This is a genomic window from Streptomyces sp. NPDC091271, assembly GCF_044757505.1.
Lineage (GTDB): Bacteria > Actinomycetota > Actinomycetes > Streptomycetales > Streptomycetaceae > Streptomyces.
The window spans coordinates 400,938-418,522 of the sequence record NZ_JBIVVD010000003.1; the positions used below are offsets into that span (position 1 = coordinate 400,938).

Annotated in this window: 13 protein-coding genes; 9 read left to right on the forward strand and 4 right to left on the reverse strand. The window is 71.6% G+C overall.

Annotation, left to right across the window (positions count from 1 at the left end; all coding sequences use genetic code 11):
- Nucleotides 1-43 precede the first annotated feature (43 nt).
- Nucleotides 44-664: a hypothetical protein gene (locus tag ACIQM3_RS13665; protein ID WP_401623352.1), complete on the forward strand. Its 621-nt coding sequence runs from the start codon at nt 44-46 to the stop codon at nt 662-664.
- 260 nt (nt 665-924) lie between these two features.
- Nucleotides 925-1,581 carry an RDD family protein gene (locus ACIQM3_RS13670; RefSeq protein WP_401623355.1) on the forward strand — a complete coding sequence of 219 codons (657 nt, stop codon included), beginning with the start codon at nt 925-927 and terminating at the stop codon, nt 1,579-1,581.
- 92 nt (nt 1,582-1,673) lie between these two features.
- On the opposite strand, the gene ACIQM3_RS13675 is transcribed toward ACIQM3_RS13670, so the two are convergent.
- Together ACIQM3_RS13675 and ACIQM3_RS13680 are read right to left on the reverse strand one after the other, a co-directional pair.
- Entirely contained in the window at nt 1,674-1,883 is a 210-nt protein-coding gene (locus ACIQM3_RS13675; RefSeq protein ID WP_401623358.1) for an Imm49 family immunity protein, read from the reverse strand.
- 1 nt (nt 1,884) lies between these two features.
- Nucleotides 1,885-3,399, reverse strand: a complete 1,515-nt coding sequence (locus ACIQM3_RS13680) for a PucR family transcriptional regulator ligand-binding domain-containing protein (protein WP_401623360.1) — start codon at nt 3,397-3,399, stop codon at nt 1,885-1,887.
- Between the two features lie 121 nt (nt 3,400-3,520).
- Between ACIQM3_RS13680 and ACIQM3_RS13685 the strand changes: the two genes are divergently transcribed.
- The 7 genes from ACIQM3_RS13685 to ACIQM3_RS13715 all read left to right on the forward strand — a co-directional run bounded on the left by ACIQM3_RS13685 (nt 3,521) and on the right by ACIQM3_RS13715 (nt 14,898).
- A complete protein-coding gene (locus ACIQM3_RS13685) occupies nt 3,521-4,984 on the forward strand; it encodes a sodium:solute symporter (RefSeq protein WP_401623362.1) in 1,464 nt (487 codons plus the stop codon).
- Between the two features lie 103 nt (nt 4,985-5,087).
- Complete coding sequence (gene speB, locus ACIQM3_RS13690; RefSeq protein WP_401623364.1) at nt 5,088-6,056, forward strand: agmatinase; 969 nt, start codon at nt 5,088-5,090, stop codon at nt 6,054-6,056.
- A complete protein-coding gene (locus ACIQM3_RS13695) occupies nt 6,053-7,735 on the forward strand; it encodes a thiamine pyrophosphate-binding protein (RefSeq protein WP_401623366.1) in 1,683 nt (560 codons plus the stop codon). Before speB ends, ACIQM3_RS13695 begins: the two co-directional genes overlap by 4 nt.
- A 272-nt stretch (nt 7,736-8,007) precedes the next feature.
- Nucleotides 8,008-8,871, forward strand: coding sequence for a serine hydrolase (locus tag ACIQM3_RS13700; protein WP_401623369.1), 864 nt, complete (start codon nt 8,008-8,010; stop codon nt 8,869-8,871).
- Nucleotides 8,872-9,026: 155 nt separating this feature from the next.
- Nucleotides 9,027-12,797, forward strand: a complete 3,771-nt coding sequence (locus ACIQM3_RS13705) for an ABC transporter ATP-binding protein (RefSeq protein WP_401623372.1) — start codon at nt 9,027-9,029, stop codon at nt 12,795-12,797.
- 170 nt (nt 12,798-12,967) lie between these two features.
- Complete coding sequence (locus ACIQM3_RS13710; protein WP_401623375.1) at nt 12,968-13,339, forward strand: hypothetical protein; 372 nt, start codon at nt 12,968-12,970, stop codon at nt 13,337-13,339.
- A gap of 77 nt (nt 13,340-13,416) precedes the next feature.
- Nucleotides 13,417-14,898: a S28 family serine protease gene (locus ACIQM3_RS13715; protein WP_401623378.1), complete on the forward strand. Its 1,482-nt coding sequence runs from the start codon at nt 13,417-13,419 to the stop codon at nt 14,896-14,898.
- Between the two features lie 39 nt (nt 14,899-14,937).
- On the opposite strand, the gene ACIQM3_RS13720 is transcribed toward ACIQM3_RS13715, so the two are convergent.
- Both ACIQM3_RS13720 and ACIQM3_RS13725 read right to left on the reverse strand, forming a co-directional pair.
- Entirely contained in the window at nt 14,938-15,561 is a 624-nt protein-coding gene (locus tag ACIQM3_RS13720) for a hypothetical protein (protein WP_401623381.1), read from the reverse strand.
- 117 nt (nt 15,562-15,678) lie between these two features.
- On the reverse strand, nt 15,679-17,517 hold the full coding sequence (locus ACIQM3_RS13725) for a glycoside hydrolase family 3 protein (RefSeq protein WP_401623385.1): 1,839 nt from the start codon (nt 17,515-17,517) through the stop codon (nt 15,679-15,681).
- Between the last annotated feature and the right edge of the window lie 68 nt (nt 17,518-17,585).

The window sequence follows — 17,585 nt, forward strand, 5'->3', positions numbered from 1 at the left end:
GTGCGTTCGCAGGAGCATCCCCGGCATCGCTTAGCTTCGTCCCATGAGTTCTTCCCTGAGTGTCTACTTGCTCGACGTGGCCGCCACGCAGGCCCTGATCGGCTCCCGCGACGACCAGTTGCTGAAGGTGATACGCGATGACTTCGGGGATGACCTGGTTCGCGACGACGACTACCACCGCTACGAGATCGAGAAGGGCGCCCCCACCGCGGACGAGGCACTGCGCGCGGTCATCCACGGTGGCCCCTTCAGTGATGACCAGAACCACGCCTTCCAGTACGGCTATGCCTACAGCCGGCTGTGCTCGCTCACCGGCGCGTTCCTGCCCAACGACTGCTTCACACCGCACAAGGGCGACTGGCTGTCCGTCGTCGACCGGGGCCTGGAGGTTCTGGGTATCACCGCTGTGTCCGTGGACGCGTTCAGCCACGGTGCTCCGCCCGCTCCCCTGCCCTACGCCCACACGCCGGGCTGCGGGGAGTGGACGCCTGACGAGATCGCACAGGCGCTCCAGCAGTTCGAGGCCACCAAGCGCGCGGCCGACGAGGCGGGACAGGCCCCGCCCCTGGAGCCGGAAGTAGTGGAGGCCGTCATGCAGTGCCTCGACTGGATGCGGTACGCAGAAGCGCGACCGGGCTACGGCGTCATCGGGTTCCGCTCCTGAAGCCGAGGACGGGGCGCCGGGTGGTCGTCCACCCACTGAGCGCGGCCACCGTGGTGACGGTGAGGAAGACATACCCGCGCTCTTCAGTCGCGGGCCACAGAGCCCGGCCGGACAGGTCCTGGTCCGATTAGACAAGCGGACTGTCCTACGAACACGATGAGCGCGCACAACCGCGGCTGTACGGGGGCAACTGCGCGTGGCGTGAAACAGCCCTCCGCTCAGGTCGCTCCGTCCCCACCTCGGAACTGGAGAGCTTCGCCATGAGCTTCGGCGATCCCAACAACCCTTACAGCCAGCAGCCTCCGCAAGGCCAGCCCGGCTACCCGCAGCAGCCTCCGCAAGGCCAGCCCGGCTACCCGCAGCAGGCGCCGCAAGGTGTGCCCCCGCAGTACGGCTATCCCCAGCAGGCGCCGCAGGACGCGCCCCCGCAGTACGGCTACCCGCAGCAGCCGTACGGGGCGTACCCGCCGCCCGGCATGCCGGGGGCAGGGCTGCCGCCGCTGGCCCACTGGGGGCAGCGCGTCGGCGGGTACCTGCTGGACGTGCTGATCATCGCCGGCCCGATGTACGCACTCGGCTTCATCGACCTCGCCGGCAGCGACGACCCGGCGACCGCCGAGCCAGGAATCTTCTTCGCGATCGGCGTGGTCTACGCCCTCGCCATGGCCTTCTACCAGCTCTACCTGGAAGGCAAGACCGGCCAGACGACCGGCAAGAAGGTCCTCGGCATCAGCCTGCACCGGGAAGCCGACGGCAGGCCACTCGGGTTCGGCATGGCGTTCGTCCGTAAGCTCGCGCATTTCCTGGACAGCTTCGCCTGCTACCTCGGCTGGCTGTGGCCGCTGTGGGACGAGAAGAACCAGACCTTCGCCGACAAGGTGTGCAAGACCGTTGTCATCAAGGTCAACAAGGGCTGAGCTGTCGCCCGAGGCCGGACCGGGTGCTGCCCGGGCGATCGGCGTAGGCAGTCCTCAGCGCACCCGCCAGGGGGACTCCCCTGGCTGGTGGCTCACGTGGGGAGTTCGCCGAGCCATCCGCGTTGCAGGACGTGCTTGGGCAGGTACTCGGATTCGACGTCGATCGTGAACACGCCGTTGTAAGCGAGACAGGCGACCGCAAGGGGACCGAGAGCGAAACCGCCGTCGGTGTCCGCCTCCCGGTCCTCATCCACGGTCCAGTAGGCCTTGTGCAGCTTCGGCGTGGCAATGAGCTTGTCCACGTCATCCCTGCCGCAACGCGAACCAGAGCTCCGTCCGTACGTCCATGTCGTCCAGGTCCGCGTCCAGCAGCGCCGCGCACCGGGCGATGCGCTGGCGGACCGTGTTGCGGTGGACCTTGAGGGCCACCGCGGTGCGGTCCCAGCTGCCGTGGAGGCTCAGCCAGCAGCGCAGCGTCTCGGCCAGGGGCTCGGTCAGGGGGGCCAGGAGGGTGCGGGCGTGGGCGTCGGCGCGGTCGGGCGGGATCAGGGCGGCCAGGCCTCCGGTGCCGGGGCGGTGCGTGGTCAGCGGGGCGCGGGTCGCCTCGGCGTGGCCCAGGGCGCGGGCCGCCTGGGTGTCGGCGTCGGGCAGGGCGGTGACCGGGGCGGGACCGGAGACGCCGAGGGTCCAGCCGGGCTGCGGGGGCACCGCCTCGTGGCGGCCGGGGAGCAGGACCCGTACCGTCTCGCGGTCCACGTCCGAGAGGGCGGAGCCCAGCGCGGCGCCGAGGGCACCGGCGTTCAGCGCGCCGGCCGGGGTGCCGTCGGCCCGCCGGGCGTGCACCACCGTCCAGGAGTCGCCGTCGCCCAGCAGCGGGGCCACGTCCCGCGGGGCCGCGCCCAGCAGCAGCCGCACGAGCGCCGCCGAACGGCCCGCCGCGTCGGCGCCCTGGTGCGGGGCCGTGAGCAGGGAGAGCAGGACGACGGCGATGCCCGCGACAGTGTGGTCGCCGAGGTCGCGCCGGGGCGTCGCCAGGGCGAGGGCCAGCCCCTGCCCGCCGCCGAGCGCGTACGCGAAGAGGTGGGTGCCGCCCCGGGTGTCGGTCGCCGACGACGGGTTCGGCTTCCGGCCGGGAGCGGCGGCGGACGGCGCGGCACCAGGCGGGGCGCCCGGGGCGGGGCCCGTGCCGGAGGTGGGCGCGGGTGCCACCACCCGGGCCAGCCGGGCCAGTGCCGTCTGCACATCCGGTGCCGGGCGCCCGCCCGCCGCGTGCAGCACAGCGCCGTCCGCCGTGAGCAGCGCGACCCGGCCCTCCAGCTGCACGGCGAGCTGGCGCAGCACCGCGGGCACCGGGTCCGGGCGGGCGGCCGCCGTCGCCAGGGCCTGCTGGGCGCGGGTCACCCGGCGCAGCTCGCGGTGCCGGGCCTCCGCCATGAGCCGCCACACCGCCTGGGCGATCGCGGTGAAGCGGGTCTTCGGAGGCACCTCCAGCAGCGGCAGCCCGTGCCGGTCGCACGCCTCCACCAGGGCGGTCGGCACCGTGTCGTGCACCGGCGCCAACCCGAAGCCGAGCGCCGCCGCCCCCGCCTGCACCAGCCGGGCCACGTAGGTGTCCGCGTCCGTGAGCTGCACCCCGGCGCTCAGCAGCAGCTCACCGCCGAGCAGATACGGATACGGGTCGGCCATCTCCGAGGTGTGCACCCACAGAAGATCCGCGTGGTCCGGACCGGCGATCCGCCGGAGCCCGAGCTCCTCCCGGGCCAGCAGCTCGGAGAGGGCGATGGGAGGGGCGGGTGGCCCTGCGGGGGAGTCCGGCATGGATGGTCCATCCATTCAGCTTCGTGAGGATGGAGGAAACGTACACTTCAGCGTCGGCTTCCGGCCACCTACCGTCTTCATCACCACACCCCCTGAGCGGAACCGAGACGGAGGAAAGCCCATGGCTGTCGACTACGCGGTGATCGTGGTCTATCTGGCCGGCATGCTCGCCATGGGCTGGTGGGGCATGCGCCGCGCCAAGTCCAAGAGCGAGTTCCTGGTCGCGGGACGGCGGCTCGGCCCCTGGATGTACTCGGGCACGATGGCCGCGATCGTCCTCGGCGGTGCCTCGACGATCGGCGGAGTCGGCCTCGGCTACCAGTACGGGCTCTCCGGCGCCTGGATGGTCTTCACGATCGGCCTCGGGCTGCTCGCCCTGTCCGTCTTCTTCTCCGCGCGCATCGCCCGGCTGAAGGTCTACACCGTCTCCGAGATGCTCGACCTGCGCTACGGCGGCCGGGCCGGGGTGATCTCCGGTGTCGTCATGTGGGCGTACACGCTGATGCTCGCGGTCACCTCGACCATCGCCTACGCCACCATCTTCGACGTCCTGTTCGACGTGAACCGGACCGTCGCGATCATCCTGGGCGGCACCATCGTCGTCGCGTACTCGACGCTCGGCGGCATGTGGTCGATCACGATCACCGACATGGTGCAGTTCGTCGTCAAGACGATCGGCGTCCTGCTGCTGCTCCTGCCGATCGCCGTCGTCAAGGCCGGCGGCTTCAGCGAGATGAAGGCGAAGCTGCCGACGGAGTACTTCGACCCGCTCGGCATAGGCGGCGAGACGATCTTCACGTATGTCTTGATCTACACCTTCGGCATGCTGATCGGCCAGGACATCTGGCAGCGCGTGTTCACCGCGCGCAGCGACCGCACGGCACGCTGGGGCGGCACCGTCGCCGGTACGTACTGTCTGGTCTACGCCGTCGCCGGTGCCGTCATCGGGACGGCGGCCAAGGTGATGTACCCGAAGCTGCCCAGCGCCGACGCCGCCTTCGCGACGATCGTGAAGGACGAACTGCCGGTCGGCGTACGGGGACTGGTGCTGGCCGCCGCGCTCGCCGCGGTGATGTCCACCTCCTCCGGCGCCCTGATCGCCTGCGCGACCGTGGCCAACAACGACATCTGGTCGCGGCTGCGGGGCGTGGTCGCGAAGGAAGGCGGCGAGGAGCGGGACGAGGTGAAGGGGAACCGGGCCTTCATCCTCATCATGGGCGTCGCCGTCATCGTGATCGCCATCGCGCTCAACGACGTCGTCGAGGCACTGACCGTCGCCTACAACCTGCTGGTCGGCGGGTTGCTGGTGCCGATCCTCGGGGGTCTGCTCTGGCGCCGGGGCACGGCGGCGGGCGCGCTGGCGGCCGTGGCCGTCGGCGGTGTCGCGGTGATCGGACTGATGGCCGCCTACGGAATCCTCGCCAACGAGCCGGTCTACTACGGGCTGATCGCCTCGCTCGTGGTCTACGTCGTCGTCTCGCTGGCGACCAGGCCGACCGACCCGGCCGTGCTGACCGCCTGGCGTGAGCGCCTCGCCGGGCGGGGGGCCGAGGACCCGGCCGCCCCGGACCCGGTCGCCGTCTGACCGCCCGTCCACCGGCCCAGGGGCCCGAGCGGGCCCCTGGCAGACTGAATACCGTATGAACGCCCACAAGGCGCGCATGGCACAACGAAAGGCACCCGCACCCATGAGCAGCAACGAATCGCCGCGCGGACCCGTCGACTCCTCCCGCGTCCCGCGGTACGCCGGACCCGCGACGTTCGCCCGGCTGCCCCGGCTCGACGAGGTCGGCTCCGCCGATGTCGCCGTCGTCGGCGTGCCCTTCGACAGCGGCGTCTCCTACCGGCCCGGCGCCCGCTTCGGCGGCAACGCTATCCGGGAGGCCTCGCGCCTCCTGCGCCCCTACAACCCGGCGCAGGACGCCTCCCCCTTCGCTCTCGCCCAGGTCGCCGACGCGGGGGACATCGCCGCCAACCCGTTCAACATCAACGAGGCCGTCGAGACCGTCGAGGCCGCCGCCGACGACCTGCTCTCCACCGGCGCCCGGCTGATGACGCTCGGCGGCGACCACACCATCGCGCTGCCCCTGCTGCGTTCCGTCGCCAAGAAGCACGGCCCCGTGGCCCTGCTCCACTTCGACGCCCACCTGGACACCTGGGACACCTACTTCGGCGCCGAGTACACCCACGGCACCCCGTTCCGCCGCGCCGTCGAGGAGGGCATCCTCGACACGGAGGCGCTCTCCCACGTCGGCACGCGCGGCCCGCTGTACGGCAAGCAGGACCTCACCGACGACGCCAAGATGGGCTTCGGCATCGTCACCTCCGCCGACGTCATGCGGCGCGGCGTCGACGAGATCGCCGACCAGCTGCGACAGCGCATCGGCGACCGTCCGCTCTACATCTCCATCGACATCGACGTGCTCGACCCGGCGCACGCCCCCGGCACCGGCACCCCGGAGGCCGGCGGCCTCACCTCGCGCGAGCTCCTGGAGATCCTGCGCGGACTCTCCTCCTGCCACCTCGTCTCGGCCGACCTGGTCGAGGTGGCCCCGGCGTACGATCACGCGGAGATCACTTCCGTCGCCGCCTCGCACACGGCGTACGAGCTGACGACGATCATGTCCCGCCAGATCGCGGAGGGCCGCACCAAGTGAGTCACGACCACGACGACCGGCCGCAGCTCACCGCCGCGCAGGCCGAGGCCGCCCTCAACCCCCCGCCGGGACGCAACGGCGGCGACCTCGTCGTCGAGACCCTCCAGGGCCTCGGCGCCACCACCGTCTTCGGGCTGCCCGGCCAGCACGCGCTCGGGATGTTCGACGCGCTGCGCCGCTCCTCGCTCTCGTACGTCGGACTGCGGGTCGAGAACAACGCGGGCTTCGCCGCCGACGCCTACGGCCGGATCACCGGCGAGGTGGCGCCCCTGCTCCTCTCCACCGGTCCGGGCGCCCTGACCTCCCTGGCCGCTCTCCAGGAGGCGGCAGCCGCGTCCGCGCCCGTGCTGGCGATCTCCAGCCAGATCCCCACCGCCGGGCTCGGCGGCGGACGCCACGGCTATCTGCACGAACTCCGGGACCAGAAGGCGTCCTTCCGCGACATCGTGAAGTCCGTGCACACCGTGCGCACGGCGTCACAGATCCCCTCCGCGATCGCCGCCGCCTGGGAGTCCGCGCTGACCGCCCCGCACGGTCCGGTCTGGGTCGAGATCCCGCAGGACGTGCTGCTCGCCGAGACGATCCTGCCCGTCGTCAGCGCGCTCGACGCCACCCCGCGTGAGCTGTACCCGCGACCGGAGCTGACGCTCGCGGCCGCCCACCTGCTGTCGAATGCGGAACGTCCGGCGATCATCGCGGGCGGCGGAGTCGTACGCTCCGACGCCTCCGGCAAGCTGCGCGCGCTCGCGGAGAAGATCAACGCCCCGGTCGTCACCACCTTCGGCGGGAAGGGCGCCTTCCCCTGGGAGCACCCGCTCTCGCTCCGGTCCTGGCTGGAGGACCGGCACACCACGGACTTCCTGGAGTCCGCCGACGTGCTGCTGGTCGTCGGCTCGGGACTGGGTGAACTCTCCTCGAACTACCACACGTTCGCCCCGCGCGGCCGGGTCATCCAGATCGAGGCCGACGCCGGGAAGCTGGAGTCCAACCACCCCGCGCTCGGCATCCACTCCGACGCCCGCGAGGCCCTCGCCGACCTCCTGGACGCCGTGGAGCCCCGCGAGGACGACACCGCGCCCGAGCGTGTCCGGGAGCTGCTGGAGCGGGTCCACGAGCGCATCGCGGCCCAGGACCTGACGCTGGAGCAGCAGGTGCTGGCCTCGGTCCGCGAGGCGCTGCCCGACACCTCGCCCAGCTTCTGGGACATGACGATCCTCGCCTACTGGGCCTGGTCCGCCTTCGACGCCCGCCGTCCGAACACGATGCACTCGGCCCAGGGCGCGGGCGGTCTCGGCTACGGCTTCCCCGCCGCGATCGGCGCCGCCGCGGCCGACCCGACGAAGCCGGTGCTCGCGGTCTCCGGCGACGGTGGCGCGATGTACTCGATCGCCGAGCTCGCCACGGTGCGGCAGTACGACCTGCCCGTCACCTGGCTGATCGTCGACGACGGGGGCTACGGCATCCTGCGGGAGTACATGACGGGCGCCTTCGGCGAGGCCACGGCGACCGAACTCTCCCGCCCGGACTTCGTCGCCCTCGCCGAGTCCTTCGGCGTCCCCGCGGTCCGTACGACGCCGGAGACCCTCGCCGCCGACCTCGGGAAGGCCCTGGCCGCCCCGGGGCCCGCGGTCGTCGTGCTCCCCGCGCTGCTGAAGATGTTCGAGCCGACGCACCTCTGACCCCGGCCCTCCGCCGGGCGCACCTCTGACCCCGGCCCTCCGCCTCTGACCCCCGCCCTCCGCCGTGTCCCCGACCGGCTCCCGGACCGGGGCCCGGCGGGGGTGGGCGGCGTGGCGTCGGTCACGGGCCCGGCCCGGAGGCCTTGCGGCGCGGGACCGGCGCCGGGACGGCCCTTCTGTCTGTGTCCCAGGCCATAGCTCGGTTTGTCCGTTCCGCGCATCATGTCCGGGTGCTCCGCAGGGGCGACCAGCGAGACAGTGCGGAGGACGGTATGACTCACCAGCGGATGATCCGGTACTCCAGCGCCGCGCTCGGCGCCGCCCTGATCGGTGGTGCCCTCGTCCCGGCGGCCGTGGCGTCGCCCGCCACCGCGGCCCCGGCCCCCGCCGTCTCCTGCGCCTCGGACCGGGCCGGGCTCGCCGCGAAGATGTCCAAGGACATCACCGCGGCCCTCAAGGGACACAGGTCCACCACCGCCCTGGCCGTGCAGGACCACCGGACGCGTACGAGCTGCACGCTGCGGCCCACCCAGCAGGTGGACTCGGCGAGCGTGGTCAAGGTCACGGTCCTCGCCGCACTGCTCTGGGACGCGCAGAAGGCCGACCGGCCGCTCACCCCGCACGAGAGCAAGCTCTCCACCGCCATGATCACCGAGTCGGACAACGACGCGACCACCGAGCTGTGGGACAAGCTCGGCCCCGCGAAGGTCAAGGGATTCCTCAAGGTGGCGGGAATGACCCGTACGGCACTGGACGCCAAGGGCGCATGGGGGCTCACCCAGATCACCGCCCATGACGAACAGCGTCTGCTGACCCTCGTGACGGCCAGGAACAAGGTCCTCGACGACAGTTCGCGGAGCTTCGTCCTGGACCGGATGCGCAAGGTCGTGCCGGAACAGCGCTGGGGCGTTCCGGCCGGTGCCCCCGGCGACGCGACGGTCCAGCTCAAGAACGGCTGGCTGGAAAGGTCCACCCACGGCTGGCGCGTGCACAGCGTCGGCGCGTTCAGCGGCAAGGGCCACGACTACGTGATCACCGTGCTCACGCAGGACAACAAGACGATGGAGGACGGCATCGACACCATTCAGGCCGTCTCCAAGGCCGTCCACAAGGACATCGGGCCCGCCGCCCACTGAGCGCCGCCGCTGCCGCCGCCCGAGTCCTAGGACCACCGGCCCCAGGATCCGCCCATCGGCCGAGAATTGTTGCGGGAGGATGAAATCCCCGGCCGACCGCGTTGGAGACATGCGGTAGGCCCAGGCGGGGCAACGGGGCGACACAGGAGGCACGCGTGGGCGCGGAGAAACAGGGCGCGGAGAAACAGGGCGCCGAGACGCAGGATCCCGAGGCACAGGGGTGGGGCCGGCGGCTGAGCGGATACGCCTGGCGCTACCGGCGCAACGTCGTGCTGGCGCTGGGCTCGTCGCTCGTGGGCATGGCCGTGATGGCGCTCGTCCCCCTCATCACCAAGGTGATCATCGACGACGTCGTCGGCAGCCACACCCGTTCCCTCGGTGTCTGGACCGGACTGCTCATCGGAGCCGCCGTCCTCGTCTACATCGCCACCTTCATCCGCCGCTACTACGGCGGGCGGCTCGCCCTGGACGTCCAGCACGACCTGCGTACCGAGATGTACGGCACCCTCACCCGGCTCGACGGGAAGCGCCAGGACGAGCTCTCCACCGGGCAGGTCGTCGGGCGGGCCACCAGCGACCTCCAGCTGATCCAGGGGCTCCTCTTCATGCTCCCGATGACCATCGGGAACATCCTGCTCTTCATCATCTCCCTGGTGATCATGGCGTGGCTCTCGCTGCCCCTGACCCTCGTCGCCCTCGCCGTCGCCCCCGCGCTGTGGTTCATCGCCCGTCGCTCCAAGGCGCGCCTCTTCCCGGCCACCTGGTACGCCCAGAGCCAGGCCGCCGCCGTCGCCGGAGTGGTCGACGGCGCCGTCTCGGGCGTCCGGGTCGTCAAGGGGTTCGGCCAGGAGGAGCAGGAGACCGGCAAGCTCCGCGAGGTCAGCCGCAGGCTCTTCGCGGGCCGGCTGCGCACCATCCGGCTGAACTCCCGCTACACCCCGGCGCTCCAGGCCGTCCCCGCGCTCGGCCAGGTCGCGATGCTGGCCCTCGGTGGCTGGCTCGCCACCCGGGGCGAGATCACGCTCGGTACGTTCGTCGCCTTCTCCACCTACCTCGCCCAGCTCGTCGGCCCGGTCCGGATGCTCGCCATGGTCCTCACCGTCGGCCAGCAGGCCCGCGCCGGTGTGGAGCGCGTCCTGGAGCTGATCGACACCGAGCCGTCCATGGAGGACGGCACCAAGACACTCCCGGCCGACGCCCCCGCGAGCGTCGAGTTCGACGACGTCCGCTTCGGCTACGACCACGACCGGCCGGTCCTGGACGGCTTCTCCCTCACCATCGAGCCGGGCGAGACCGTCGCCGTCGTCGGAGCCTCCGGCAGCGGAAAGTCCACCGTCTCGCTCCTGCTGCCCCGCTTCTACGACGTGTCGCACGGCGCCGTCCTGGTCGGCGGCCACGACGTCCGTGAGCTGACCCAGGACTCGCTGCGGGCCGCCATCGGGCTCGTACCGGAGGACAGCTTCCTCTTCTCCGAGTCCGTCGGCGCCAACATCGCGTACGGATACCCGGGCGCCACCCAGGGGCAGATCGAACGCGCCGCGAGCGCCGCCCAGGCGCACGGCTTCATCTCGGAACTGCCCGAGGGCTACGACACCAAGGTCGGCGAGCACGGGCTCACCCTCTCCGGTGGCCAGCGCCAGCGCGTCGCTCTCGCCCGCGCCATCCTCACCGACCCCCGCCTGCTGCTCCTCGACGACGCCACCTCCGCCGTCGACGCCCGCGTCGAACACGAGATCCACGAAGTCCTGGCCCAGGTCATGCGGGGCCGCACCACCCTGCTGATAGCTCACCGCAGGTCCACGCTCGGCCTCGCCGACCGCATCGCCGTCCTCGACCAGGGGCGGCTCGCCGACATCGGCACGCACGCGGAACTGGAGCGCCGCTCGGCGCTCTACCGCCGGCTGCTCACCGACCCGGACGAGCTGGGCGGCACCTCACCCGGACACCAGCCGTCGGTCGCCGCGGAACCGCAGGACGACCGCGCGCTCCTGGAGGAGCTGGACGCCGAGTTCGACGCCGAGCGCGGTCTCACCCCCGGGCTGTGGATCCGCAAGGAGGAGCGGCGCGACGCGGCGGCCGCCGGAATGCCCGCCACCCCCGAGCTGCTCGCCCAGGTCGAGGCGCTGCCGCCCGCCACGGACGCCCCCGGCATCGACGAGGCGAGCGCGGTGCGCCCCGAGAAGTCGTACGGCCTGCGCAGGCTGCTGCACGGCTTCGGCCGGCCGCTGCTGGTGAGCCTGGCGCTGGTCGCCGTCGACGCCGGCATGGGCCTGCTCCTGCCGGTGCTGATCAGGCACGGCATCGACGACGGTGTCACGAAGATGGCGCTCGGCGCGGTCTGGGCGGCGGCGGCACTCGGTCTGCTGGCCGTTCTCGTGCAGTGGGCGGCCCAGATCGGTGAGACCCGGATGACGGGCCGCACCGGCGAACGCGTGCTGTACTCCCTGCGCCTCAAGATCTTCGCCCAGCTCCAGCGGCTCGGCCTCGACTACTACGAGCGCGAGCTGACCGGCCGGATCATGACCCGGATGACCACGGACGTGGACGCCCTGTCCACGTTCCTGCAGACCGGCCTGGTCACCGCCTTCGTCTCCCTGGTCACCTTCTTCGGCATCACGGTCGTGCTGCTCGTCCTCGACATCCAGCTGGCCCTGGTCGTCTTCGCGACGCTGCCGCTGCTGATCGTCGGTACGTTCTTCTTCCGCCGCAAGAGCGTCAAGGCGTACGAGCTCGCCCGTGAGCGCATCAGCGTCGTCAACGCCGACCTCCAGGAGTCCGTCTCCGGTCTGCGGATCGTCCAGGCGTTCCGGCGCGAGCGTGACGGCGCCGAGCGGTTCGCGGCGCGCAGCGACCACTACCGCCAGGCGAGGGTGCGCGGTCAGTGGCTGATCTCGGTCTACTTCCCGTTCGTCCAGCTGCTGGCCTCGGTCGCGGCGGCCGCCGTGCTGATCGTCGGCGCCGGCCGTGTCGACAACGGCACGCTGACCACGGGCGCGCTGGTGGCCTACCTGCTCTACATCGACCTGTTCTTCGCTCCCGTGCAGCAGCTGTCCCAGGTCTTCGACGGCTACCAGCAGGCCACCGTCTCCCTCGGCCGGATCCAGGAACTCCTCCGGGAGCCGACCTCCACGGCCGACCACGACGAGCCGGTGGACGTGACGTCGCTGCGCGGCGAGATCGCCTTCGAGAACGTCTCGTTCGCCTACGCCGACGAGGAGGAGGCTCTCACCGGCGTCGATCTGCGGATCCCGGCGGGCCAGACGGTCGCCTTCGTCGGTGAGACGGGGGCGGGCAAGTCCACGCTGGTCAAGCTCGTCGCCCGGTTCTACGACCCGACGAGCGGACGGGTCACGGCGGACGGCACGGATCTGCGGCAGCTCGACAGGACGGCGTACCGGCACCGGCTCGGGGTCGTGCCGCAGGAGTCCTACCTCTTCGAGGGAACAGTCCGCGACGCCATCGCGTACGGACTCCCGGAGGCCACCGACGCCCAGGTGGAGGCGGCGGCGCGGGCCGTCGGCGCGCACGACATGATCGCCACCCTGGAGGACGGCTATCTGCACGAGGTCGCCGAACGGGGCCGCAATCTCTCCGCCGGCCAGCGCCAGCTGATCGCGCTCGCCCGCGCCGAACTGGTCGACCCCGACATCCTGCTCCTCGACGAGGCGACGGCCTCCCTCGACCTCGCCAGCGAGGCGCAGGTCAACCAGGCCACCGACAGGCTGGCAGGACGGCGCACCACCCTGGTGGTCGCCCACCGGCTGACGACGGCGGCGCGTGCCGACCGGGTCGTGGTGATGGACCGGGGCAGGGTCGCCGAGGACGGCACGCATGCCGAGCTGCTGGCCAGGGAAGGCGCGTATGCCCGGCTGTGGCGCACCTTCATAGGGGAGGGCATAGGGGAGGACGCCCCGGCGGGCGTGTGACGCCCTTCCGCAACTGAACGCCGTCCTCCCGCGTCGTACACCCATGCGTACGTGTGTCTGATGGGGGCCGATGTGTTCGAGGGGTGGATGGGGTGGACCGTGTGGTGAGACAGCTGAGGTCATCGGGACGAACGGGACCGAAGCGGCACGGGCCGGCGAGGGGCCGGCGCATGACGGTGCCGTTCCTTCTCCTGCCGCTGCTCGGGGCCCTGGTGCTCGTGATGGGCCCCGTCGGGCAGGCCCCGGCGCAGGCCGCTTCGCCCTGCTCCGGACGGCTGGTCAAGACGGTGAAGTTCTCCACCGGCTCGCTGCGCGTCTACAAGAGCCGCGCCTACGCGTGCGCCGTCACGGTCGCCAAGAAGCCGGGCGCACGCCGGGCGATGCGAGTCTCGCTCCAGCCGCGCGGTGGCCGGGCGGTCGTCGACAGCGGCAGGTTCACCGAACTGGCCGGCCCGGTCACGGTGCACGCGCTCAACCGCTGCGTCCGTGCCTCGGGTTCCATCGGGGGATCCTCCGGCTCCACGGGGTGGATCGGGTGCTGACGTGCGAGTGGGTCTGGCGTGACGGGTGTTACCACCGCTAGGTTCACGGCGACTGTCGTGAATCAAGGGGAGGGTGCATGCGCAAGGCGCTCAGAGGCGTTCTGTCACTCGCGGTGCTCATAGGCACAGTGAGTGCGACCGGGGCCTCGGCCGGTGCGGCCACAGCCGCGGAACCGGCCGCGAAGCAGAGCAGCGGCCTCAGCAGCAACGAGAGCAGCAGCGAGGACATCAAGGACCGCATCCTGGCCATCCCGGGCATGAGTCTGATCGAGGAGAAGCCCTACCCCGGCTACCGCTTCTTCGTCCTGAACTACACCCAGCCGGTCGACCACAGGCACCCGTCCAAGGGCACGTTCCAACAGCGCCTCACCCTGCTGCACAAGGACACGACCCGGCCCACGGTCTTCTTCACCAGCGGCTACAACGTCTCGACCAACCCCAGCCGCAGCGAGCCCACGCAGATCATCGACGGCAACCAGGTCTCCCTGGAGTACCGGTTCTTCACCCCGTCCCGCCCGGCCCCCGCCGACTGGTCGAAGCTCGACATCTGGCAGGCCGCCAGCGACCAGCACCGGGTCTTCAAGGCTCTGAAGAAGATCTACTCCGAGAACTGGCTCACCACCGGCGGCTCCAAGGGCGGCATGACCGCCACCTACTTCGAGCGCTTCTACCCGAAGGACATGGACGGCGTCGTCGCCTATGTCGCGCCCAACGACGTGGTGAACAAGGAGGATTCGGCGTACGACCGGTTCTTCGCCCGCGTAGGCACCAAGGAGTGCCGGGACCGGCTGAGCGGTGTCCAGCGTGAGGCCCTCGTCCGCCGCGAGCCGCTGGAGAAGAAGTTCGAGGCGTACGCCGCCGAGAACGGCCTCACCTTCGACACCGTCGGCACGCTCGACAAGGCGTACGAGGCCGTGGTCATGGACTACGTCTGGGCCTACTGGCAGTACAGCCTGCTCGCCGACTGCGACTCCGTCCCGGCCGACGCCCCGAACGCCACCGACCAGGAGATCTGGGACTCCGTCGACGGCATCTCCGGCTTCTCCGCCTACGCCGACCAGGGCCTGGAGACGTACACGCCGTACTACTACCAGGCGGGCACCCAGCTCGGTTCGCCCGACATCGAGCAGCCCTGGCTGGGGGATCTGAGCCGCTACGGCTACCAGCCGCCGCGCAACTTCGTGCCGCGCTCCATCCCGATGAAGTTCCAGCCCTCGGCCATGCGGGACGTCGACAGCTGGGTCCGGAACAACGCCCGGCACATGCTGTACGTCTACGGCGAGAACGACCCGTGGGGAGCCGAGCCCTTCCGCCTGGGCCGCGGCGCCCGTGACAGTTACGTCTACACGGTGCCGGGCGGCAACCACGGCTCCAAGGTCGCCGGTCTCGTCGCCGACGAGAAGGCCAAGGCGACCGCCGCCATCCTGCGCTGGGCCGGGGTCGCTCCGGCGGCCGTCGAGGCCGATCCGGCGAAGGCGAAGCCCCTCGCGAAGTTCGACGCGCGCCTGGACGTGCGTGACGCCGAGCTCCAGCGGGACCGGGGCACACTGCGGCCGTAGGGCCGCTCCGCACCGAAGTGGGCTGGGCCTGCCGGATGTTCACATCCGGTGGGCGCAGCCCACCGGCATGTCCCCGCCCACCTGCACGTACAGATCAGTGGTGCCGGGGCATAGCGCACGGCGCGCCACGGCCGAGCCGATCTCGAACTCCGGCGGTCGCTCGCCCGATCCGTCGCAGGCGGTCTCCCTGACCTCGCCCTCGCGGAAGCCGTGGACACAGTCGCCGACGACCGTCAGCGGGCCGCCGCCCTGCCCGGGATCGCCGGGGTGCGGGGCCTCCAGGTTGCGCATGCACGCATACCCGCGGGGCGCGGCGGCGGGGCTCCCCGACGGGGCGGGGCCGCCGGGTGGGATGCGCAGGACGAAGTCGGTCGGTGGCGGGCAGACCGGCCCGTCCGACGGCGCGCCGGTGTGGCGGGCCAGCACCCGGGCCCCCGCCTTCTCGCTGCCGCACGGCACCTCGTGGAACGCCTGTCCTCGCGAGCTGCAGTCGGCGGGACCCAGGAACTGCGCCCCGTGACCCGAGGGCGCCGCGCTGTCCTGCGGCCGGCCTGCGGGGGTCTCCGGCGCGCTGCCCGCCGGCTGCCGGCAGGCGCTGAGGCAGAGCGCCACGACGACGGGCAGGAGGGCGCGCGACACCCACGCGGCACGGTACTTCCCCATGAACGACCCCCGATGCGTCCGTACGGACGTGCACCCAGCGTGACCCGCCGGAGCGGGCGCACGCCAGGTGCACGGGGTGTTTTTAGCTCATAGGGGTGGTTGCGGCGAGGTTGTTGCTCAGTCCCGGTACGACAGCCCGTAGCCGACGGGGTACAGCGCCTGCGTGGGCGCGTCCGCCCGTTGCACCGGGACCGGCAGCCTGCCCTCCGGCCGGGCCCGCCCCGCGATCACACGGGCGGCGGCCCGTAGTTCGACGTCCGTCCAGGAGTACGTGGCGAGGCTCGCGGCGTAGCCCGTACCGGCCAGGTGGGCGATGTCGTACGGATTGCGGATCGCGAGGGTGATCACCGGGACGCCGGTAGCCGCGAGCGCGCTGACGAGGGTGCGCTGGGTGCTGGTCGCCGTGACGTTGTACGTGCCCACGATCACCGCGTCCTTGCCCTCGGCGGCGGCCACCGCCTCGGCGATCTTCGCCTGGGTCGGGGCCGTGCCCGTCGACAGCGCCGTCGCCGCGTACCCCAGCTCCTCGAAGGCCCCGGCGAGCGTCGTCGTCGGGGGGCCGGTCGTGCCGGAGGGGGAGGCCGGATCGGCCCCGACCACCAGGAGGTTCTTGTGGGACCGGCGCGAGAGGGGCAGCAGCGAACCGGTGTTGGCCAGCAGCGTCGTCGTCCGCTCGGCGATCCGGTCGGCGGCGGCGAGGTGCGACGGGATGCCGACCGTGCGGTCGACGCCCCGCCGGGTGACGTACGGGTCGCGGAACAGGCCGAGCCGCGTCTTCAGCCGCAGGATGCGCAGGATCGATTCCTCGATGCGGGCCTCGCTGATCTCGCCGCTCTTCACCGCGTTCAGGACCGCGTTCCAGGCGACATCGAGGTGCGGCGGGTTGAGCAGCTGGTCGACGCCGGCCAGCAGTGCGAGCACGGGGACGCGCTCATCGCCGTACTTCGTGCGGACGCCCTCCATCCCCAGCGCGTCGGTGACCACGACGCCGTCGTAGCCGAGCTCCTCGCGGAGGATGCCGGTGAGGATGGGCCGGGACAGGGTCGCCGGGTCCTCCGACGGGTCCAGGGCGGGCACCACGATGTGGGCCGTCATGATCGAGTCGATGCCGGCGGCGACGGCCGCCCGGAACGGCGGGGCGTCGAGCTCGGCCCACTGCTCGCGGGTGTGCGAGATGACGGGCAGACCGGTGTGGCTGTCGGTGCTGGTGTCCCCGTGGCCCGGGAAGTGCTTGGCCGTGGAGGCGACCCCGGCGCTCTGATACCCCTTCACCTGCGCGGTGACCATCCCGGCGACCGACTCCGGGTCGGAGCCGAAGGAGCGTACGCCGATGACGGGGTTGGCCGGGTTGACGTTGACGTCCGCGTCCGGCGCGTAGTTCTGGTTGATGCCCAGCGCCGCCAGCTCGGCCCCCGCGATCCTGCCCGCCGCGCGCGCGTCGGAGCGTGAACCGCCCGCGCCCAGTGCCATCGCACCCGGCAGCAGTGTCGCGGGCTCGCCGACGCGGCACACGATGCCGTGCTCCTGGTCGGTGGAGACGAGGAGCGGCAGGGGCGTGGGACCGGCGAGCCCGGCCCGCTGGATGCCGTTGGAGAGGGCGGCGATCTGGTGCGGGTCGCGGGTGTTGTGCGCCCATGCGAAGTAGATGATGCCGCCGACGTGGTACGTGGAGATCAGCTCGGCGGCGTCGCGGACCCCGATCTCGGCGAGGTTGGCGTCGATGTCCGCCTGGTCGGGGTCGGTCGCGGAGTGCCCGTACACCCGCATCACGAAGAGCTGGCCGACCTTCTCCTCCAGGCTCATCCGGGCGATGAGCCGCTTGAGGCGGCTGTCCGTGGAGGTGCCCGTGGTGGCTGCCTGCGCGGCGCCGGGGAGAGCGGCGACGCCGGTTGCCGCGGCTGCTGCGGTCGCCGCGGTGGCGGTGAGGAGGGTGCGTCTGGAGGTGCGGTAGTGCACGTGAGCCCCTTCCGGTGCTGAAAGAAACTTCCAAGAAGGTACGGATATATGGAAAGTAACTACCAGTC